The sequence below is a fragment of the Erythrobacter neustonensis genome (genome assembly GCF_001663175.1).
In the GTDB taxonomy this organism is placed as follows: domain Bacteria; phylum Pseudomonadota; class Alphaproteobacteria; order Sphingomonadales; family Sphingomonadaceae; genus Erythrobacter; species Erythrobacter neustonensis.
In genome coordinates this window covers 944,370-964,654 of sequence record NZ_CP016033.1, presented here as the reverse complement: position 1 = coordinate 964,654, position 20,285 = coordinate 944,370, and the positions used below count along the sequence as shown (strand labels likewise).

Annotated in this window: 24 protein-coding genes; 12 read left to right on the top strand and 12 right to left on the bottom strand. The window is 64.8% G+C overall.

Features of this window, described 5'->3' with window-relative positions; translation table 11 throughout:
• Positions 1–8: 8 nt before the first annotated feature.
• From A9D12_RS04560 to A9D12_RS04530, 7 genes are all read right to left on the bottom strand, one after another.
• Positions 9–470, bottom strand: coding sequence for a PTS sugar transporter subunit IIA (locus tag A9D12_RS04560; protein ID WP_068350206.1), 462 nt, complete (start codon positions 468–470; stop codon positions 9–11).
• Positions 471–642: 172 nt separating this feature from the next.
• Positions 643–1,209: a ribosome hibernation-promoting factor, HPF/YfiA family gene (gene hpf, locus A9D12_RS04555; RefSeq protein ID WP_068350203.1), complete on the bottom strand. Its 567-nt coding sequence runs from the start codon at positions 1,207–1,209 to the stop codon at positions 643–645.
• Between the two features lie 60 nt (positions 1,210–1,269).
• The gene (dnaQ, locus tag A9D12_RS04550; RefSeq protein WP_068350201.1) at positions 1,270–1,974 is read right to left on the bottom strand and encodes a DNA polymerase III subunit epsilon; all 705 of its coding nucleotides are present in this window, start codon (positions 1,972–1,974) and stop codon (positions 1,270–1,272) included.
• A 49-nt stretch (positions 1,975–2,023) separates the two neighbouring features.
• Positions 2,024–2,608: a dephospho-CoA kinase gene (coaE, locus tag A9D12_RS04545; protein WP_068350199.1), complete on the bottom strand. Its 585-nt coding sequence runs from the start codon at positions 2,606–2,608 to the stop codon at positions 2,024–2,026.
• Positions 2,605–3,462 carry a shikimate dehydrogenase gene (aroE, locus tag A9D12_RS04540; protein ID WP_068350197.1) on the bottom strand — a complete coding sequence of 286 codons (858 nt, stop codon included), beginning with the start codon at positions 3,460–3,462 and terminating at the stop codon, positions 2,605–2,607. The genes coaE and aroE overlap by 4 nt, the downstream gene beginning before the upstream one ends.
• Complete coding sequence (locus A9D12_RS04535) at positions 3,459–4,046, bottom strand: Maf family protein (protein WP_068350195.1); 588 nt, start codon at positions 4,044–4,046, stop codon at positions 3,459–3,461. Before A9D12_RS04535 ends, aroE begins: the two co-directional genes overlap by 4 nt.
• On the bottom strand, positions 4,043–4,888 hold the full coding sequence (locus A9D12_RS04530; protein ID WP_068350194.1) for a pyruvate, water dikinase regulatory protein: 846 nt from the start codon (positions 4,886–4,888) through the stop codon (positions 4,043–4,045). Before A9D12_RS04530 ends, A9D12_RS04535 begins: the two co-directional genes overlap by 4 nt.
• A 312-nt stretch (positions 4,889–5,200) precedes the next feature.
• Between A9D12_RS04530 and hemE the strand changes: the two genes are divergently transcribed.
• The 5 genes from hemE (at position 5,201) to A9D12_RS04505 (ending at position 9,156) form a co-directional block, all read left to right on the top strand.
• A complete protein-coding gene (hemE, locus tag A9D12_RS04525) occupies positions 5,201–6,217 on the top strand; it encodes a uroporphyrinogen decarboxylase (protein WP_068350192.1) in 1,017 nt (338 codons plus the stop codon).
• A gap of 4 nt (positions 6,218–6,221) precedes the next feature.
• Positions 6,222–6,665, top strand: a complete 444-nt coding sequence (locus A9D12_RS04520; protein WP_068350190.1) for a CopD family protein — start codon at positions 6,222–6,224, stop codon at positions 6,663–6,665.
• A gap of 191 nt (positions 6,666–6,856) precedes the next feature.
• Positions 6,857–8,122, top strand: a complete 1,266-nt coding sequence (gene rho, locus A9D12_RS04515) for a transcription termination factor Rho (protein ID WP_068350187.1) — start codon at positions 6,857–6,859, stop codon at positions 8,120–8,122.
• 49 nt (positions 8,123–8,171) lie between these two features.
• A complete protein-coding gene (locus A9D12_RS04510; RefSeq protein WP_068350185.1) occupies positions 8,172–8,564 on the top strand; it encodes a BLUF domain-containing protein in 393 nt (130 codons plus the stop codon).
• A gap of 115 nt (positions 8,565–8,679) precedes the next feature.
• A complete protein-coding gene (locus tag A9D12_RS04505) occupies positions 8,680–9,156 on the top strand; it encodes a BLUF domain-containing protein (RefSeq protein WP_068350183.1) in 477 nt (158 codons plus the stop codon).
• Here A9D12_RS04505 and A9D12_RS04500 read toward each other — a convergent pair.
• Positions 9,095–9,505 (bottom strand): nuclear transport factor 2 family protein, encoded by a 411-nt coding sequence (locus A9D12_RS04500; protein WP_068350181.1) that lies wholly within the window; start codon positions 9,503–9,505, stop codon positions 9,095–9,097. The genes A9D12_RS04505 and A9D12_RS04500 overlap by 62 nt on opposite strands.
• A 17-nt stretch (positions 9,506–9,522) precedes the next feature.
• Complete coding sequence (locus tag A9D12_RS04495) at positions 9,523–10,221, bottom strand: dienelactone hydrolase family protein (RefSeq protein ID WP_068350179.1); 699 nt, start codon at positions 10,219–10,221, stop codon at positions 9,523–9,525.
• Positions 10,222–10,330: 109 nt separating this feature from the next.
• Here A9D12_RS04495 and A9D12_RS04490 point away from each other — a divergent pair, with 109 nt between their 5' ends.
• The 6 genes from A9D12_RS04490 to A9D12_RS04465 all read left to right on the top strand — a co-directional run bounded on the left by A9D12_RS04490 (position 10,331) and on the right by A9D12_RS04465 (position 16,351).
• Positions 10,331–10,582 (top strand): DUF6489 family protein, encoded by a 252-nt coding sequence (locus tag A9D12_RS04490; protein WP_197489880.1) that lies wholly within the window; start codon positions 10,331–10,333, stop codon positions 10,580–10,582.
• A 4-nt stretch (positions 10,583–10,586) separates the two neighbouring features.
• The gene (mnmE, locus tag A9D12_RS04485) at positions 10,587–11,873 is read left to right on the top strand and encodes a tRNA uridine-5-carboxymethylaminomethyl(34) synthesis GTPase MnmE (RefSeq protein WP_068350177.1); all 1,287 of its coding nucleotides are present in this window, start codon (positions 10,587–10,589) and stop codon (positions 11,871–11,873) included.
• Positions 11,874–12,074: 201 nt separating this feature from the next.
• Positions 12,075–13,925 (top strand): tRNA uridine-5-carboxymethylaminomethyl(34) synthesis enzyme MnmG, encoded by a 1,851-nt coding sequence (gene mnmG, locus A9D12_RS04480; RefSeq protein ID WP_068350176.1) that lies wholly within the window; start codon positions 12,075–12,077, stop codon positions 13,923–13,925.
• Positions 13,922–14,563, top strand: coding sequence for a 16S rRNA (guanine(527)-N(7))-methyltransferase RsmG (gene rsmG / locus A9D12_RS04475; protein WP_335645785.1), 642 nt, complete (start codon positions 13,922–13,924; stop codon positions 14,561–14,563). The genes mnmG and rsmG overlap by 4 nt, the downstream gene beginning before the upstream one ends.
• Before the next feature lie 43 nt (positions 14,564–14,606).
• Complete coding sequence (locus A9D12_RS04470; RefSeq protein ID WP_068350174.1) at positions 14,607–15,383, top strand: ParA family protein; 777 nt, start codon at positions 14,607–14,609, stop codon at positions 15,381–15,383.
• Positions 15,380–16,351: a ParB/RepB/Spo0J family partition protein gene (locus A9D12_RS04465; RefSeq protein ID WP_068350169.1), complete on the top strand. Its 972-nt coding sequence runs from the start codon at positions 15,380–15,382 to the stop codon at positions 16,349–16,351. The genes A9D12_RS04470 and A9D12_RS04465 overlap by 4 nt, the downstream gene beginning before the upstream one ends.
• A gap of 90 nt (positions 16,352–16,441) precedes the next feature.
• Here A9D12_RS04465 and A9D12_RS04460 read toward each other — a convergent pair whose 3' ends face one another.
• Together A9D12_RS04460 and A9D12_RS04455 are read right to left on the bottom strand one after the other, a co-directional pair.
• On the bottom strand, positions 16,442–17,329 hold the full coding sequence (locus A9D12_RS04460; protein ID WP_068350167.1) for a hypothetical protein: 888 nt from the start codon (positions 17,327–17,329) through the stop codon (positions 16,442–16,444).
• A 67-nt stretch (positions 17,330–17,396) separates the two neighbouring features.
• Positions 17,397–17,942 (bottom strand): GAF domain-containing protein, encoded by a 546-nt coding sequence (locus A9D12_RS04455; RefSeq protein WP_068350165.1) that lies wholly within the window; start codon positions 17,940–17,942, stop codon positions 17,397–17,399.
• Positions 17,943–18,000: 58 nt separating this feature from the next.
• Here A9D12_RS04455 and A9D12_RS04450 point away from each other — a divergent pair, with 58 nt between their 5' ends.
• The gene (locus tag A9D12_RS04450) at positions 18,001–19,476 is read left to right on the top strand and encodes a PQQ-dependent sugar dehydrogenase (protein ID WP_068350163.1); all 1,476 of its coding nucleotides are present in this window, start codon (positions 18,001–18,003) and stop codon (positions 19,474–19,476) included.
• Here the strand turns inward: A9D12_RS04450 and A9D12_RS04445 are convergent.
• The gene (locus A9D12_RS04445; RefSeq protein WP_068350161.1) at positions 19,469–20,284 is read right to left on the bottom strand and encodes a DUF815 domain-containing protein; all 816 of its coding nucleotides are present in this window, start codon (positions 20,282–20,284) and stop codon (positions 19,469–19,471) included. The two genes, A9D12_RS04450 and A9D12_RS04445, sit on opposite strands and share 8 nt — an antisense overlap.
• Position 20,285: the final 1 nt, after the last annotated feature.

Genomic DNA, 20,285 nt, shown 5'->3' with positions numbered 1-20,285 from the left:
TCGCGCGATCAGGCTGCGTTTTGCAGCAACTGGTTGGTGAGCAGCGCATAGACCGCCTCGGTATCGGGCGAATCGGCAAGCATCTGCAACGTCGCCTCGTCGCGCGTCAGCCGCGAAATCGCGGCCAGCGCATGAAGATGCGTCGCGCCCGCGTTCTCGGGCGACACCAGCCCGCACACCAGCGAGACAGGCCGCGCATCGGCGGCAGCAAAATCGATCGGCTGTTCGAGCCGCAGCAGCGCAAGGCTGGGCCGCCGGATCGATGTCGAGCGGCAGTGCGGGATCGCCACGCCGCGGCCGAACCCGGTGCTGCCCAGCGCCTCGCGCGCCTCGAGGTTTTCCAGCACTTCGCTCTCGTCGATCCCGTAAGCCGTGCTCAGCAACTGCGCCATCCGCGCGAGCACCTTGGGCTTCGTGTCGAGCCGCGCAAAGGCAATCGCCTGCGGGGAAAGAGCCAGATTGACGTCCATGAGAAAGCTGATCCCGAAAGAGTCCGGTTCGCCGCATCTGGCAAACCGGTTTTGGTCCAGACCGGCAATGCCCCCCAAGGCATTCCCGGTCCGAGGCGGTGCCCCCTCCTGCTACCGCCGCGTGAACCTTGAAGTAGCGCGCCCTGCCGTTACGACAAGGCGGGCTGCGGCCCTATTTCGGCTCGACCCATCCGATCGAGCCGTCGGCGCGCCGATAGACCATATTATGCCGCCCGGTGCCAGCATTTTTGAAAAACAGCGCGCCGGTGTTCCTGAGATCGAGCATCATCACCGCGTCGGCGACGCTGGCGGTGGGCACGTCGACCCGCGTTTCGGCGATCACCAGCGGGGCATCGGCGACGACTTCTTCTTCCTCGTCCTCCTCGACCGCGAAGATCGTGTAGGCGGCCTCTTCTTCGTCGCGGGCGTGGTCGGCCTGTTCATGGCGGTCGGTCAAACGGCGCTTGTAGCGGCGCAGCTGTTTTTCGATCTTGGCGGCGGCATTGTCGAAGGCGACGTGAACGTCATGCGCAGTGCCTTGCGCCTTGAGGATCAGCCCCTGCATCACATGGGTGATGATATCGCAGCTGAAAGCGCCGCCGGGCGCCTTGCCGAAGGTCACGTGGCTGGTGATCGCGCGGTCGAAATACTTGTCGACGATCGCGCCGAGCCGATCGGTCGCGTGCGTCTGCAACGCGCTGCCGGTGTCCATCTGGTGGCCTGAAATCCGAATATCCATGAAGCGTAGTCCTCCGTCGCTGATGAGGATGCCAAAGAAGTGGTATTGGCGCGCCGGGCTTCAACTGGTCCAGATCGCGCCCTTGATGTCCGCGATGAACGCGGCGTGGCGTTCCAGCTCCTCCGGGCTGGCAACATGCAGGCGGGGTTCGCGCCGCGGCCTGTCCGTGGATGGACGGTGCCAGGGCGCATTGGGGGTGAGCGGGGCAGGGCCGAGCGGATCGGCCGGCGCATCGGCAAGACCCAGACCGATCTGCCGCCCGCCGGTCAGTTCGACATAGACCTGTGCAAGCAGTTCGGCATCGAGCAGCGCGCCGTGCTTGACCCGGTGGCTCCGGTCGATCCCGTAGCGCGTGCACAGCGCATCGAGGCTGAGCTTCGCGCCGGGATGCTTCTTGCGCGCGATCGCGACCGTATCGACCATCCGGCCCATGTCGATCGGATCGCGGCCCAGCAGCTGCAATTCGTTGTTGAGAAAGCCGAAATCGAAGGTCGCATTGTGCGCGACGAGCGGCGCATCGCCGAGGAAGTCGAGCAATGCGTCGACGCCTTCGGCAAAACGCGGCTTGGACGCGAGGAAGGCCGCGCTCAAACCGTGGACGCGTTCGGCTTCGGCGGGCATGTCGCGGTCGGGATTGTAATAGGCGTGGAAGGTGCGGCCCGTTTCGACCCGGCCGATCATTTCGACGCACCCGATTTCCACCATCCGGTCCCCTGTCTTGGGATCGAGTCCGGTGGTTTCGGTGTCGAAAATTACTTCACGCATTTGCCGGACTATCTGCGCAAGTCGGGGCTCTTGCAAGGGCTGGTTTCGATCACAGCGCCGCAATCAGCGCTTCTACCTGTGCGCGCGTTTGCGCCATCGAAAGGCTGGTGTCGATCACGTGATCGGCGCGCGCGCGCTTGTCGGCATCGGGTAATTGCAGGCCCAGAATGTGTTCGAATTTCTCCGTGGTCATCCCCGGCCGCGCCAGCACCCGCGCACGCTGCACATCGGCAGGTGCGGAGACGACGACGACCAGATCGACCGCTTCGTGCCCGCCGCGTTCGAACAAGAGCGGGATATCGAACACCACCGCGCGCTTGCCCGCATTCGCCGCAAGAAAGGCAGCACGTTTTGTCACCACCGCTGGATGGACGATGGCCTCGAGCCGGGCGAGCGCCGATTTGTCGGCAAACACGGTCTTGCCCAACGCATCGCGGTCGACCCCGGTCGCGCCGGTCGATCCGGGGAAGGCCGCTTCGATCGCGGGCAGCAATTCGCCGCCGGGGCCCTGCATTGCGCGCACCTCGGCATCGGCATCGAACACCGGAATGCCGGCCTCTGCAAACATCGCGGCGACGGTCGACTTGCCCATGCCGATGCTTCCGGTCAGGCCGATGATCTTCGGCCCGCTCATCGGGTGAGCATTTCGCGCAAGGCCGCATCATGTTCGCGCGGCGGGGATTTGCCGAAGAACTTTTCGAACGCCGCGGCGGCCTGGCCGATCAGCATGGCGAGCCCGTCGACCGTGCGTAGCCCCTTCGCGCGCGCGCCTTGCAGGAACGGCGTGTCGCGCGGCGCGGTGACGATGTCATAGGCGATGCTGCCGGGCGGGGCGTGGCTCCAGTCGAAGGGCAGGGGGGGCTGCCCCACCATCCCGAGGCTGGAGGCGTTGATAACGAGATCGAGACACGCCTCGCGGTCGTCGAAGGCGAAGTCGGTGGGATCGGCAAAATGGCTGAGCGCGATCGCGTGATGCTCTCCGCCCGCGGCAAGTTCATCGAGCAGCGCGCGCGCCTTGCCCGGATCGCGGCCCGCGACCACCAGCGTAAAGCCCTTATCCGCCAGCGCCGCGATCACCGCGCGCGCCGCGCCGCCGGTGCCGATGATCCGTGCCATGCGGAAATAATGCGTCGCGGCAAGATCGTCGGCGAGCGGTTCGAGAAAGCCTGCGGCATCGGTGTTGCTGCCTACCAGCGCACCGTCGCCCGCGCGGGTAATGGTGTTGACCGCACCGATGCTCTGCGCCAGCGGATCGATCCGCCCCAAGAGCCCGATCACCGCCTGTTTGTGCGGCATGGTGACATTGCACCCGCGCCAATCGGGATCGCCGCGCCGCGCGGCAAGGTAATCGGGCAATTGCTCCGCTGTGACATAGCACGCGCGATATTCGGCATCGATCCCGAGCTTTTCGAGCCAGAACCCGTGGATCGCGGGCGATTTCGATTGTGCGATCGGATCGCCGATCACCTCGGCATAGGGCCTGGTCATGCGATCAGCACTCCCTCTTCGCGCAGCGCGCCGAGCAGTGGCAGCAGTGGCATGCCGAGCACGGTGAACTGGTCGCCCTCGATCGAATCGAACAATTGCACCCCCGGCCCCTCGATCCTGAACGCGCCGACCGTGTGGCCGATCGCGGGCCATTCAAGGCCAAGATAATGTTCGATGAATTCCTCCGAAAGCGCGCGCACCCGAAGCCGCGCGAGGCTCGCATGGCTCCACACGCAGCCGCCGTCCTTCACCAGTGCCGCTGCCGAATGAAGCTCGATCACCCGGCCCGAGAAGAACCGCAGATGCTCGGCGGCCTCTTCACGGCTTGCAGGCTTGTCGAAGCGGCGGCGATCGCACACCACCAGCGAATCCGACCCCAGCACCAGCGCATCCGGGTGATCTGCGGCCACCGCCGCCGCCTTGGCGACGCTCAGCGCCTCGGCAATGTCGGCGGGCAGGGCGCCGTGCAGCCCGGCTTCGACCGCGCGCTCGTCGATATCGGCGGGGATGCTCAGATAGGCGACCCCTGCGGCGTCGAGCATCGCGCGGCGCGAAGCGGATTTGCTGGCAAGAACAAGTGTCATATCGGTTTTCCCGTGCCGCCTTCGCTGGCGGGTTTGCGGTCGCGGTCCTGCGCCAGACGGATGATCGCCGCGGCGGTCTCCTCGATCGAGCGTCGGGTGACGTCGATCACCGGCCAGCCATTGTCGCCGAACAATCGCCGCGCGAATTGCAGCTCGGCCTTGACCTTGTCGTTGTCGACATAGGCGGTTTCGGTCGCTTCGTTGAGCGACAGCAGACGGTTGCGGCGGATCTGGATCAGCCGTTCAGGGCTGGTGGTCAGGCCCACCACCAGCGGATGCCGCAGCCGGTACAAAGTCTGGGGCGGGGGGCTTTCAACCACGAGCGGAATATTGGCGACCTTGTAGCCGCGGTTGGCGAGATAGATCGAGGTCGGCGTTTTCGATGAACGCGATACACCCACCAGGAGGATATCGGCTTCCTCCCAATCCTCGTGCGCAAGGCCATCGTCATGCGCGATCGTGTACTGGATCGCCTCGACGCGTTTGAAGTAATTCTCGTCCATCATGTGCTGGCGACCCGGGCGCCCCTGCGCGGCCTGGCCAAGCTGCGCCTCGAGCGCGGCGGTGACCTGATCGAGCACGGGGACCGCGGGCAGGCCCAGCATGCGGCAATGCTCCTCCAGCCGCGTGCGCGTGTCGGGGTTCACCAGCGTATAGAATACCAGCCCCGGATGCGCGGCGAGCTCGGGAACGATCCGATCGAGATGCTGGAGCGAGCGCACCATCGGCCAGAAATGGCGGCTCACTGTCGGGTTATCGAACTGCGCCAGCGCCGCCTTGGCGATCATTTCGAGGGTCTCGCCGGTCGAATCCGACACCAGATGCAGATTGAGTCGGTTCATGCAGGGCAGCCTGTGGACAGATCGCGGCATAAACCACGGGAGGAGGATGCGGACAAGCTGGGGACGCTTTTTCATACCCGCTCCCGGCCTTTTCACAGGGGTATTTGTGCACACGGGACAAGTTTTGTCGACAGCCTGTGAAGAACGAGGATAAAGCCAGCTTGACGTCCAATCCGTGCGGATTCGATGGGGCAGGAGTCAGGGGGACATTCTGGGGGCAATCGGGCAGAGCCCGGTAATTCCCGCTTTCCACAGGGCCAACAGACTCCATCAATCCTTTAAGAATCTCTTTTTTTTGTTTTAAGGAGCCCTATGCCCGGTCCGCTTCTCGACACGCTCAAAGGTCACCGCCAACCTGTGCCGCCCGTATGGCTGATGCGTCAGGCCGGGCGCTATCTGCCTGAATATCGGGAACTTCGTGCGGACAAGGGCGGCTTTCTCGAGCTCGTCTATGACAGCGAGGCCGCTGCCGAGATCACGGTTCAGCCTCTGCGGCGGTTCGGGTTCGACGGGGCGATCCTGTTTTCCGACATCCTGATCGTGCCGCACGCGATGGGGCAGGGGCTGCAATTTCTCGCCGGGGAAGGGCCGCATCTCTCACCCACCCTGCTCGAGGTCGAGCTCGACAGCTTCACCCCCGCGTTCGAGCGGTTCGAGCCGGTTTACGAAACCGTGCGCCGCACGCGGGCGATGATCGGGCCGCAGGTGACCATGCTCGGCTTTGCGGGGAGCCCCTGGACGGTCGCGACCTACATGATCGCAGGTCAGGGCTCCAAGGATCAGGGCGCAGCGCGGCTGCTTGCCTACCGCGATCCTGCGCGGATGCAGGCGATCATCGATGCGATCGTCGAGGTGTCGGTGGTCTATCTGCGCGGTCAGATAGATGCCGGCGCGGAAGCGGTGCAATTGTTCGATAGCTGGGCAGGGAGCCTCGCGCCCGACCAGTTCGAAAAATGGGTGATCGCACCCAACGCCGCGATCACTGCCAAACTGAAGCAGTCGCACCCCGATACGCCCGTGATCGGCTTCCCGAAAGGTTCGGGCGCGAAGCTGCCCGCCTATGCGCGCGAAACCGGGGTGGACGCGGTCGGGCTTGACGAGACGCTCGACCCCGCCTGGGCCCATGCCAGCCTGCCTGCCGGAATGCCGGTGCAGGGCAATTTCGATCCGCTGCTGCTCGAAGCGGGCGGCCCGGCAATGGCCGCGCGGGTCAAAACGATCGTCGATGCCTTCGAGGATCGCCCCCATGTCTTTAACCTTGGCCACGGAATCGGGCAGTTCACCCCCATTCCCCACGTCGAGGAATTGCTTCGCGCGTTAAGAGGCTGAAACGATGCAGGAATTGCTTTCGTCGATCTATCTGTTCCTGAAATCGGGCCATGTGATCTTCATGGTGTTCTGGCTTGCCGGGCTGTTCATGCTGCCGCGCCAGTGCATCTACATGCTCGACCACCTGCCCGGTTCGCCCGGCGAAGCAAAGTGGGCGACGCGGATGGGCAAGCTGCGCACAATCATCCTCACGCCTTCACTGATCATCGTCTGGGTGCTTGGGTTGAGCATGGCTTACGGCGGCGGGTGGTTCGCCTCGGGCTGGCTGCACGCCAAGCTGACGCTGGTGCTGGTGCTGACCGGCTATCATGGCTGGCTGGTCGCGCAGACGAAGAAGATGGCGCGGGGCGAACGCCCGCTGTCCGAAAAGACGCTGCGGATGATCGGCGAGGTGCCGGGCCTGTTGCTCGTGCTGATCGTGCTGCTGGTCTATCTCAAGCCCTTCTGACGCACCCCATTTGGACAATTGACCTCGAACGCGGGGGCATCTATTTCGATCACACCTTTCCGGTAGGCGGAGCGTCAACCCGCGCGCCTATGGTCTGCTTTCTCCAAGCCCAGCCCCGCCACAGGGGCACCGCCTGCCACGGGCGGCACTGACCGACCGGCCAATTTCAAGACTTTCGGAACACTGACACAATGCATCTCAAAGACCTCAAGCGAAAGACCCCGGCCGAACTGGTCGCGATGGCGGAAGAACTCGGCGTCGAGGGCGCCTCAACCATGCGCCGGCAGGATCTGCTCTTCTCGATCCTGCGCGAACTGGCCGAGGACGAGGAATACGAAGAAAAGATCATGGGGATCGGCACCATCGAGGTGCTGCAGGACGGCTTCGGCTTCCTGCGCAGCCCCGAGGCGAACTACCTTGCCGGGCCGGACGATATTTATGTCTCGCCCAACCAGGTCCGCCGCTGGGGCCTGCGCACGGGTGACACGGTCGAAGGCGAAATCCGCGCGCCGCGCGAAGGCGAACGCTATTTTGCGCTGACCACGCTCGCCAAGGTCAATTTCGACGATCCCGAAGCGGTGCGTCTGCGCACCAATTTCGACAACCTCACCCCGCTCTATCCCGACAGCAAACTGAGCCTCGACACGCTCGACCCGACGGTGAAGGACAAGAGCGCGCGGGTGATCGACATCATCGCGCCGCAGGGCAAGGGCCAGCGCGCGCTGATCGTCGCACCGCCGCGCACCGGCAAGACCGTGCTGCTGCAGAACATCGCCAAGGCGATCACTGACAACCACCCCGAGGTGTTCCTGATCGTCCTGCTGGTCGACGAACGCCCCGAGGAAGTCACCGACATGCAGCGTTCGGTGAAGGGCGAGGTGATCTCCTCGACCTTCGACGAGCCGGCCAACCGCCACGTGCAAGTTGCTGAAATGGTGATCGAAAAGGCCAAGCGTCTGGTCGAGCACAAGCATGACGTGGTCATCCTGCTCGATTCGATCACGCGTCTGGGCCGTGCTTACAACACCGTGGTGCCGTCCTCGGGCAAGGTGCTGACCGGCGGTGTCGATGCCAACGCATTGCAGCGGCCCAAGCGCTTCTTCGGTGCCGCGCGCAACATCGAGGAAGGCGGCAGCCTTTCGATCATCGCCACCGCGCTGATCGACACCGGCAGCCGCATGGACGAAGTGATCTTCGAAGAGTTCAAGGGCACCGGCAACAGCGAAATCGTGCTCGACCGCAAGGTTTCGGACAAGCGCATCTTCCCCGCATTGGATGTCGGCAAGTCGGGCACCCGCAAGGAAGAACTGCTGGTCCAGAAGGACAATCTGTCGAAGATGTGGGTGCTACGCCGCATCCTGATGCAGATGGGCACCGTAGATGCGATGGAATTCCTGCTCGACAAGATGAAGGATTCCAAGACAAACGAAGATTTCTTCGCGACGATGAACCAGTAAATCATCAACGGGCCGGGGGGTCGGGCCGCAGACGGACGGACGGGATTACGTGCTCAGTCAGTATCTTTACATCAGCACCGCGCCGACCCTGCCGCGCGAGGAGGTGGACGCCATCCTCGCTGCGAGCGCGCGGAACAACCCGGAACGCGGGATCACGGGGCTGCTGCTGTTCAATGGCCGCAACTTCCTCCAACTGCTTGAAGGAGAGGAGCGCGAGGTGACCGCGTTGATGGACACGATCACCGCCGATCCGCGCCATTCGGGGGTCTCGGTGCTCGACAAGCGCACGATCGAAGCGCGCGCCTGCCCCGATTGGGCGATGAAACGCGTGTTGATTGCCGAAAGCATCGCCAATCGGCGCGATATGCTCGAACGCGAATTGCCCGAAGGGCTGGAGCCCGATCTGCGCAAGATGATCGTCAATTTCGCGGTTCTGAACTGACCCCCGGAATGAAACGTCCGCCGGGGAGCATAGGGAATTGTCCCTAGGCCCCGGAAAGGCACCTTGCAGCGCTGCTGCGCGTAAAATCCCCCTCGGATCAGCAAGGGGGCCTGCCATGCGCAGAATCATCTATCAGAGCCTCGCGGCGCCCGATCTCGACCGGGTGGAGATGTTTCGGCTCGTATACTTGATCCGTGCCGCCAACGAAACGCGCGGACTGTGCGGTTTTATGCTGCGGATCGACGAGCGGATATTCCAGGTGCTCGAAGGCGAGGCTTTGAAGCTCACCGCCGCATTCGAAAGCATCCGCCGCGATCCGCGGCACCGCCAGATCGAAATGATCGACGACCGGCCAACCGAGCGCGCGGCGTTTGCCGCTTGGCGGATGCGGTTTTTCGACGGGCGCAATATTCCGCGGATGTTCGCACAGATCACCGAGGCGGCGGGCGGGGATGTGCCGCATTCGGTGCAGAATGCGATCCTCGATTTCCTCGGCCCCGATCTGATCCGGCCGGTGACCGAGGCGGTCGCTACGCCGGCTTTGCCGTTGCTGACTGAAGCTGCGCCGCCATTGTCTCCCAGACCTTGTTGATTGCCTTCAGCGGACGCACCATCACCTTGAAATCGGCAATCCGTCCGTCGCCATCGAAGTGGATGATATCGACCCCGTTGATCGCAATCCCGTCGATCTCGGTAACGAATTCGAGCATCGCCTCATCCCCGTCGATCAGTTCGCGCACATAGCGGAACCGGTCGTTGCCCAGAACCTTTGCCGCCGCGACGAGATAGGCCATCACGATCGCCTTTCCCGCCTGCGGTGTGTGCACCACAGGTGAGTGGAACACCGCGTCCTCGGCTAGCAGCGCGGCGAGCAATTCGGGGTCGCCCCCCTGCTGCATATAGGCGTGCCACCGGGCAATTCCGGCATGGGCGGTCGTCATGAGCGTGTCTCCGCGTGTCAGCCGATATGCTCGGCAAAGAAGGCTGCGGTGCGGCTGTCGGCGAGATTGGCCGCTTCCTCGTTGCGGCGCTTGCCATGCTCGGTCGCAAAACCGTGGTCGAGCCCTTCATAATCGTGGAGCGTCACCTTGGGATGATCGTCCAGCCCTTCGTGCATCGCGGCCTGTGTTTCACGTGAAACAAACCCGTCGGCAGTGGGAATGTGCAGCATCAGCGGGTGCGCGATCGCATGCTTCTCCCCAAGCAGGCCGTCGATTCCGACCCCGTAATAGCCGACGCTCGCATCGATATCGGTGCGCGATGCGGTCATAAAGGCGAGTCGGCCGCCGAGGCAGTAACCCACGCTGCCGACCTTGGCGACGCCGTGCGTGCGGCGGATGTGGTGAATGGTCGCCTCGATATCGCGGATGCCCGCATCCTGATCGAACTTGCCCATCCAGTCGAGAGCCTGCTGGAACTCGGTTTCAATGTCGGGATCGAGGCTGATCCCCGGCTCCAATCGCCAGAACAGATCGGGCGCGACTGCCAGATAGCCATCGGCGGCCAGCTTGTCGCATTTCTGGCGGATGCCTGGATTCACCCCGAAGATTTCCTGGATAACGATGATCGCGCCGCGAGGGCTACCTTGCGGCTTCGCGACGTAGGCGCCGAAGCTGGCGTCGCCTTCGAGCGTGGTGATCGTGTGGTTGAGGCTCATCGCTTGTCTCTCTTTCCGCTGGGGGGCAAGCCTATGCTCTATCGCTTGCCTTGGCGGTGTGCCAAGCGCAAATGAGGGGAGCCGCCAGGGCTGACAGGAGCGCCGCACCATGAAGATCACGATCGAAGTCGACTGCACGCCCGAGGAAGCGCGCAGCTTCATGGGGTTGCCCGATGTCAGTGCGGCGAACAATGTCTATGTCGACACGCTGGCGAAGGCGATGCAGGGCGTTTCCAGCCCGGACCAGTTGCAGCAATATGCCGCAGCGCTCGCCCCGATGGGGCAGGTGGGGCTGAAGCTGTTCCAGAATTTCGTCGATGCCGGGATGAAGACGGGCTCCGGTTCCAGAGCTACCGATTGAACCGGTGAACCCGCCGCGCACGATCTTTGCCCTGTCGAGCGGTGCGCCGCCCGCGGGCGTCGGGGTGATCCGCATTTCCGGGCCCGATGCGCGCGGAGCGCTGATGACGTTGGCGGGCCGGGTGCCCGAACCGCGCCGCGCCTCGCTTGCACGGTTGCGCAGGGCCGATGGCGCCTTGCTGGATGAGGCGCTGATCCTGTGGTTTCCGGGGCCGAACACGGCGACGGGAGAGGATCTGGCAGAGTTGCATTGTCACGGCGGCCGCGCGGTGATTGCGGCGGTCGAAGCTGCGCTTGCCGGATGCACCGGGCTGCGCCGTGCAGAAGCGGGCGAATTTACCCAGCGGGCCTTTGCCAATGGCCGGATCGATCTCGCCGAAGCCGAGGGGCTGGGCGACCTGCTGACGGCCGAAACCGAATGGCAACGCGCCGCCGCACTGGCGGCCGTGGGCGGCGCGGTGTCGCGGCAGGTCGAAGAATGGCGCGCCGCCGTTCTCGCGCTTTCCGCGCAAATCGAAGCCGTCCTCGATTTCTCGGACGAGGAAGACGCCGCAGATCTGCCTGAATGTTTCACGTGGAACATTGCCGCGCTCAGCGACGCATTGGCGGTGTGGCTCGCGCGCCCGCGCGCCGAGCGACTTGGCGAAGGGTTCCGGGTTGTCCTCGCAGGGCCGCCCAATGCCGGCAAGTCCACCTTGTTCAACGCGCTGGTCGACAGCGAAGCGGCGATCACGTCGCCGATTGCCGGAACGACGCGCGATGTGATCGAACGCTCGGTCGCAATCGCCGGGGTGCCGTTTACCTTCCTCGATACAGCAGGCTTGCGCGAGCGCGAGATCGCCGACCCGATCGAGGCGATCGGGATCGACCGCGCGCATGACGCGGTGGCCCGCGCCGATGCCGTCCTTTGGCTCGGCGCAGAGGGCGCCGGTCCGGGCGATGCGTGGGAGATCGCGGCGCAATCCGACAGCGCTGCGTTTGTCCCCAAGACTTCGGCCAGGTTTACCGTATCGGCAGCGACCGGCGAAGGGATTGCCGCCCTCAAGGAGGCTTTGGTCGGGGCGGCCCGTAACAGTCTGCCCAAGCCGGGCGAGGCGGCACTCAATGCCCGTCAGCACGCGCTCCTGTCAGAAGCGGCGGCGGCTTTGGCAGCTGCGGGTCGCCTACCCGATGCCTTGCTGGTTGCAGAAGAATTGCGCCGCGCACGGCTCTGCTTCGACCGGCTGATCGGCCGCGCGACGACCGAGGACATGCTCGACACGCTGTTCGGGCGCTTCTGCATCGGGAAGTAGCCACTGCGATTTGGGCGCTGAATGTTTCACGTGAAACATTTGGGCCAAATCGCTGCCAATGTTTCACGTGAAACATTTTTGGCCCAATCCGCGTGGCAATGTTTCACGTGAAACATTTCGGGATACGAATGCCGCACGACTCCAAGGGCGCTTCACCGAAACATCTTTGACCATTCCCCCTCTCACGCCTATCTGCATGCCATGCACAGCTTCGATGTTCTGGTTATTGGCGGCGGTCACGCCGGGGTGGAGGCTGCCTGCGCCGCAGCCCGGATGGGCGCGCGCACCGCGCTCGTCAGTTTCGACATCGCAACGATCGGCGCGATGAGCTGCAACCCTGCGATCGGCGGATTGGGGAAAGGCCACCTGGTGCGCGAGGTGGATGCGCTCGACGGCGTGATTGGCCGCGCTGCCGATGCCGGGGCGATCCATTACCGCATGCTCAACCGCTCCAAAGGCAGCGCGGTATGGGGCCCCCGCGTGCAGGCCGACCGCAAGCGGTTCAAGGCATCGGTGCAGAATGCCGTTCGCAGCCAACGCAATCTTGCGCTGATCGAAGGTGAAGCCGCAGCCTTGGTGTTGCAGGGCGGAGCGGTCGCGGGGCTTGAGCTCGCGGACGGCACGATCCTTGCCGCGCCGCGCGTGGTGCTGTGCACGGGCACGTTTCTTGGCGGGGTTCTGTTCAGGGGCGAGGAACGCTTCGAAGGCGGGCGGATCGGCGAGAACGCCGCGCAGCGGCTGGCTGCCCAGCTGCGTGATGCCGCCTTGCCGATGGCGCGGCTGAAAACCGGGACACCGCCGCGGCTCGACGGACGAACGATTGATTGGGCGGTGCTCGAAGAACAACCCTCGGATGGCGAGCGCTGGACGATGTCGCCGCTTACGCCCGAGCGGATCAATCCGCAGGTGTTCTGCGCGATCACGCGCACCACCCATGCGGGGCATGATGCAATCCGGGCGAACCTCCATCGTTCGCCGCTTTTCTCCGGCGCGATTGCTGCGGCAGGGCCGCGCTACTGCCCTTCGATCGAGGACAAGATCCACCGCTTCGGTGACCGCGAGGGGCATCAGGTCTTCCTGGAACCCGAAGGGCTGGACAGCCACGTCGTCTATCCCAACGGGATCAGCACTTCGCTGCCCGTCGATGTCCAGGAAACCGTGGTGCGCACGATGCCTGGCTGCGCGCGTGTCGACATCGTGCAGCCCGGCTACGCGGTCGAATATGACCATATCGATCCGCGCGCGTTGACGACCGATTTGCAGGTCCGCGCCATCCCGGGCCTCTATTGTGCTGGCCAGATCAACGGCACCACAGGGTATGAGGAGGCGGCTGCGCAAGGGCTTGTCGCAGGGCTTGAAGCGGCCGCTGCGGCGCTGGGCAGAAGCGCGCCGCAACTTGACCGCGCCAATTCCTATATTGCGGTGATGCTCGACGACCTCACCTTGCAGGGGGTGTCCGAACCTTATCGCATGCTCACCGCGCGCGCCGAATATCGGCTGCGACTGCGTGCCAACAACGCCGCGACGCGGCTGACGGGGTTGGGGATCGCAGCGGGCTGTGTCGGCACGCGCCGGCGCGAATGGTGGGAGCGGCGGGAAAATATGCGCGAAATGTTTCACGTGAAACATTCGGAGACGATCCACGCGCGCGAACTTGCCGACGCGGGCCTTCCGGTGCGGCGCGATCATGGTGAAAAGTCGATTGCGGAGTGGCTGCGGTTTGATGGGGTCACGCCGCAGGCTTTGCAGCCTTGGCTTGGTGACCTGACAGCGCGCGATCCGCTGTTGGCCGTAGAGATGGCGGAGGATGCCGCCTACGCCCCCTATCTGGCACGGCAGGATGCGGAGCTGCGCGATCTGCGCGCGAGCGAGGCGCTGCCATTGCCAGCGGACTTTCCCTATGCCGAGGTTCCCGGATTGTCGAACGAGATGGTAGAGCGTTTGAGCACCGCCGCGCCGGGCACGCTGGCTGCGGCAGGACGTGTTCCCGGGGTCACCCCTGCGGCGCTTTCCGCGCTCTTGGTTCACGCGCGCCGGAGGACGGCCGCATGAGCGCGCACCGGATGATTGCCACGGAAACCGAGGCCCGGACCTATGTTGCGGGCCTGACTGACTCTGCCGGCATGGCGCGGCTCGAACAGTTTGCCGAGATGGTGCTCGATGAGAACGCCCGGCAGAACCTCATCGCCAAGGCGACGGAGCCGCACCTATGGCAGCGCCATATTGCCGATTCGGCGCAGCTGATCGAAAATGTTTCACGTGAAACATTGGGGCCAAGTGCTTCGGGGCCGTGGCTTGACTTGGGCAGTGGCCCCGGCTTTCCCGGCATGGTCATCGCGGCGATAGCGCCCAATATGCCCGTCGTGCTGGTCGAATCGCGTGCGCGCCGCGCCGAATTTCTGGAGCGGGTTATCGCAGCGCTGGGTCTGGCCAAATGCCGGGTCGAAGCACAGCGGCTTGAACGCGTCACGCCGTTTACCGCCCGCGCCATTTCGGCACGCGCCTTTGCGCCGTTGCCCAAGCTGCTCGAACTATCCGCACCATTCTCCACAAAGGCGACCACCTATGTCTTGCCCAAGGGGCGGTCGGCGGCGCAGGAACTTGAATCGCTCAAGCCTTCGTTGCGGGCAATGTTTCACGTGAAACATTCCTTGACCGATCCCGATGCCGGGATCATCGTGAAAGCCTGACACGCGAACACCGCGCCGACGCGCGAAAAGGACAGGATCTGCCATGTTCATCATCGCGATTGCCAATCAGAAGGGCGGGGTGGGGAAGACCACGACCGCGATCAATATCGCAACGGCGATGGCCGCGACCGGATGGCGCACCTTGCTGATCGATCTCGATCCGCAGGGCAATGCCTCGACCGGGCTGGGTGTGCATGCAGCATCGCGCGAAGTTTCGAGCTACGATCTGCTGGTCGACGAGGTTACGCTCGACAGTGCGATCGTGCCGACTGCGATCCCGCGGCTCGACCTGATCCCGGCCACGGTCGATCTTTCGGGCGCGGAGATCGAACTGGTATCGGTCGAAGGGCGCACGCACCGTCTGGACAAGGCTTTGTCGGCGCACACGGGGCATGACATCTGTTTCATCGATTGCCCGCCGTCGCTGGGCTTGCTGACGCTCAATGCGCTGTGCGCTGCCGATACCTTGCTGGTTCCCTTGCAGTGCGAGTTCTTCGCGCTTGAGGGGCTTTCGCAACTGCTGCAGACCGTCGATCAGGTGCAGCAGAGGTTCAATCCCGAACTCGGGATTATCGGCATCGCGCTGACCATGTATGATCGCCGCAACCGGCTGACCGATCAGGTGTCGGATGATGTTCGCGATTGCCTCGGCAAGCTGGTGTTCGACACCGTCATCCCGCGCAATGTCCGCCTCTCCGAAGCGCCGAGCCACGGGCTCCCCGCGCTGATCTATGACCAGCACTGCACCGGCAGCCGCGCCTATATGTCCTTGGCGCGCGAGCTGATCGGACGATTTCCCGCAGAAAGACAGGCCGCATGACCGAAAATACCGCGCAAACCGCTGATCTGGCAGCACAAACCAAGTCGGACGACAAGCCGCGCCGGTTGGGGCGGGGGCTGGGCGCCTTGCTCGGGGAAACGCGCCGCGAAGAACCGCTGGTGCGCCGCGAAGACGGTCCCTCACCCGAATCCATCGCGCCGAGCAGCGGTTCGTCGCTGCGCTCGCTTGCGCTGGCCACGATCAAGCCGCTGCCGGGCAACCCGCGCAAATATTTTGATGAGGCGGCACTCGAGGAATTGGCGGCATCGATCGCGAGCCGCGGGGTGATCCAACCGATCATCGTGCGCCCGCATCCCGGCGGCAACGGGTTCGAACTGGTCGCGGGCGAGCGGCGCTGGCGCGCGGCGCAAAAGGCGCGGCTACACGAAATTCCGGCGCTGGTGCGCGATCTGACCGATCGCGAGGTGATGGCGCTGGCGTTGATCGAGAACCTCCAGCGCGAGGATCTGAGCCCGGTCGAGGAAGCGCGCGCCTATCACCGCCTGTCCGAGCAGGAAGGCATGATCCAGGTCGACATCGCCAAGATGGTCGAGAAGTCGCGCAGCCACGTTGCCAACATGATGCGGTTGATGACGCTGCCCGATCAGGTGCTCGATCTGGTCGATCAGGGCTCGCTGACGATCGGTCATGCCCGCGCGCTGATCGGCCGCAACGATGCGCGCGATCTTGCCGCGGTGGCGGTGGCCGAAGGGCTCTCAGTGCGCGACATCGAGACGCTGGCGCGCAAGACGTCGAAGCGGGCCGAAGAAGATCCTGCACCGGCACCCTATCAGACTGCCGAAAGCGCGGATATTCTGGCGGTGCAGCAACACCTCGAGGAATTCCTGGGGCTGAGCGTCCGGATCAAGCCCGAGGTCGATCCGCGAAAGGGGACGATCACGATCCGTTATACCACGCTCGACCAGCTCGATCTGGTGTGCCAGCGGCTGACCGGGGACGAGATCTGAGCTCACGCGTCGCCTGAAATCCATACGAAAAAGCCCCGCAAACCGGACCAGGTCTGCGGGGCTTTTCAATGCGTGTGTGGGCGCGATGCCTTACCGCTGCTTGATCAGTTTGGGTGAGGGGCGCGGGCCGCTATCTTCGATGATGCGGGTCGCACCGGGCACGCTGTAGCTTTCCTCGCGCACGGTTTCGCGCACGACGACCTGCTGCGGCACCTGCGTTTCGACCGCGACCATCACCACCGACTGCGGCGCGTAGGCATAGCCGTAGTTATACGGATAAGCGCCGGGATAGGCTGCGGGCGCGGCATAGCCATAGGGCGCCGGAATCTGGCGGCTGGCAATCCGGGTGGCGGGCATTGGCTGGCCCGACAGATAGGTGTCGAGCGCAGCCTCGCAGTCATAGAGGTTCTTGCGCCGCTCGCCGCCGAACAGGCTGCCCAGCAGTCCGCCGAGCAAGCTGCCGCCACCAACGCCCAGTGCGGTGCCGAGCACGCGGTCGCCCGCGCCGGCGATCTCGTATCCGGCAACCCCGCCGGCAATCGCACCAAGCAAGCCGCCGATGATCGCGCCGGTGTTGTCGCGGTTCTGCCCGCGGGTGCGGCGGCGGCATTCGTCGATCCACTGATCGCGTTCGAACACCACCGGCGCGCCATAGGCAGGCGCATAGCCATAGGCCTGCCCGGCGTAATAGGGCGCGGGATAGCTTGCCTGCGGTGCGGGGGCGACCGCGGCGCGGGCGACGGGCGCAGTGATGAAGCGCGTGCGCGTGATCGTCTCGACCCCGTCGACCACGGACACCGTTTCCGACGGCTGCGGGGCCATGACTGGGCCAGCGCGCATGTCAGCCGGAAGCTGATCGACCTGCGCCGCGCCCATCGGGGCGAGCGGAGGGAGATCGGCGTAATCCTGTGCCTGGGCGGCTGTGGGCAGCGCAATCGCCAGCGCGGCGAGTGAAATCGTGTGGAACGGCGTGAACATGGGCAAATCCCCCTGAATCAGCCACGTTAGCTGACGGTTAGCAAAAGCCTACCACCGCCACGCCATTTCACCCAAGGCGCGCGTCATCGCTGTCCCGTTTCGGGAACGCCTGGATCCGCGCGGAGAGCATCGCGGCGAGCGCCTCGATCCCTGCAGCATCCTCTTCGGTGAAGCGCGCAGGCGTGGGGCTGTCGAGATCGATCACCGCGATCACCGCGCCATCAGCGTCCGTCACCGGCACCACCAATTCGCTTGCGCTGGCAGCGTCGCAAGCGATGTGCCCGGGGAAGGCGTGGACATCCGTCACAAGCTGCGTTTCGCGGCTTTCCGCTGCGGTGCCGCACACGCCCTTGCCGAGCGGGATACGGATGCACGCCGGGCGGCCCACGAACGGTCCGAGCACCAGTTCCTTCGCGCCGCCCGTCTTGGCGGGTGCGATCCGGTAGAACCCGGCCCAGTTGAGATCGGGCAGGAATTCCCACAAGAGCGCCGCGACATTCGCCATGTTGGCGACCGCATCGGGCTCCCCCGCCGTCAGCGCATCGGCCGCGACGACGAGGTCGCGATAGCGTTCGGCGGTGGGCTGGGCGGCATCGGGCTTGAAGTCGTACATCGGTCGGGCAATCTTTCGTTGCTTGCCGCCGGGGCGGGCGGGCTCTATCCCGGTGCACATGGCTCTTTTTCGCAAAATCGCAATCGCTCTCGTCGTCGTCCTCGTGATCGCCGGCGGCGCTTTCTGGTATTTCAGCCGGGGAGACACCGCCGAACTTTCAGTCGAGGAGGTTGCCGGCACCGACCCGGTGCTGCGTGAAGGCAATCCGCAGACGATCCCCACGATCCAGATCGCCGAACCGGTGGGCTGGCAGCCAAACGAAGCGCCCACCGCTGCCGAGGGGCTGGAGGTCGTGCGCTTTGCCGAAGGGCTGTCGCACCCGCGCACGCTGTTTGCGCTGCCCAATGGTGACATTCTGGTTTCGCTGACCGGCGCGCCCAAGACCGAAAAGCCGGCCGCGGGCATCTTCCAGAAGATCAGGAACTGGGTCGAAGGGCTGTTGATGGCGCAGGCCGGCGCGAAGGGCGGATCGCCCAACCAGATCGTGCTGCTGCGCGATGCCGACGGCAATGGCTCGGCCGAGGTGAAGCAAGTGATCCTCGAAGGGCTCGATTCGCCCTCAGGTCTGGCGTGGAAGGACGGCACGCTGTTCGTCGCCAACCACAATGCGGTGCTGGCCTATAATTACGCGCTGGGCGCCGAGCGGGCGACCGGCACGCCGCGCAAGCTGATGGATCTGGCGCCGGGCGGCGGGCACTGGATGCGCAACCTCGAACTCTCGCCCGATGGGACGCGGCTTTATGTCGCGGTGGGTTCGGTCAGCAATATCGGCGATGCCGGGATGGCGGTCGAGGAAGGCCGCGCGATGATCTGGGAATATGATCTCGCCAAGGGCCGCGCGCGCCAGTTCGGTGCAGGCCTGCGCAATCCCAACGGGCTCGATTTCAGCCCGTGGTCGGGCGAGCTGTGGACCACCGTGAACGAGCGCGACATGCTCGGCAGCGATCTGGTGCCCGATTATCTTACGAACGTGCCGGTGGGCGCGCAGTACGGCTGGCCGTGGGTCTATTACAAGACCAACCGCGACCGCCGGGTCGATGCGCCGATGCCGCGCTTCCTGATGGAATATGTTCGCAACCCCGAATATGCGCTGGGACCGCACGTTGCGGCGCTGGGGATGGTGTTCAGCAAGGAAGGCGACCGGATGGGGCCGAACTTTGCCGGCGGTGCCTTCATCGCGCAGCACGGCTCGTGGAACCGCAAGCCGCCTTCGGGTTACAATGTCGTGTTCGTCGACTTCGACGATCGCGGCAATCCGGTGGGCAAGCCCAAGCCGGTGCTGACCGGTTTCCTCAAGGCCGACGGCACCACGCGCGGCCGTCCGACCTGGGTCGAATGGGCAGGCGATGGCGCACTGCTGGTGTCGGACGATACTGCCGGGATCATCTGGCGCGTGCGCTCGCCCTCGGCGGCACCCGCGGCTGCGATTGCGGCGCTGACGGGCAAGTCGTTGCCCCCGAGCGAGCTGCGCGATCCGCGTGCCGAATTCGAGGCCGATTACCTGCGCAAGCAGGCCGGGCAGCGCGTCAACTGATCGGCTGACCCGCGCGGCCCGCAATCTCGGTCGCGAATTGCAGCGCGGTGCGCCCTGACCGGTTGCCGCGCTGGATTGCGAAGGCCATCGCTTCCTCGGCCGAAAAATCGAGGCCGAGCGGGCGGAGCAACCCGGCGATGATCGCAAGGTAGGTGTCCTTGTCCGCCGGGTGAAAACCCAGCGTCAGCCCGAACCGATCCGCCAGCGCGAGCGCATCGTCACGCTCGTCGCGTTCATGGATCGCGGCGGACGTATCCTCGCGCTCGACAATGCCGCGCCGGTTCGCCGTCACCACAAGGCGGATATGCGAAGGGCGCGGTGCAATTCCGCCATCGAGCAGGCTGCGCAGCGCCAGCATCTCGGCGCGCCCATCCGCGCCAAAGCCCAGATCGTCGATGAACAGCAGGAAGGCGCGATCCTGCGGGGCGAGTTTGGCGATCAGCGCAGGAAAGCTCGTCAGTGTGCCGGGGGCGAGCTGGACAAGCGCCAGCGCTTCCGTATCGCGCTGAATATCGGCGACACAGGCGCGCACCAGCGCCGATTTGCCCATCCCTCTCGCGCCCCACAGCAGCACGTCATGCGCCGCCGCACTGCGAGCCAACCGGGCGCAATTGTTGCGCAGCGCAACTTTCTGCGCGTCGATCCCGTGAAGCGCATCGAGCGGCAAGGCGTCCAGCACCGGGATGGCCCGCGCGGTCTCACCCTCCCACACATAGGCGGGTGCGCCATGCCAATCGGTCGGCGGCGGGAGGGGCGGGGCGAGCCGTTCGAGCGCGGCTGCAATCCGCTCCAGCGCAGCCCCGTCCACC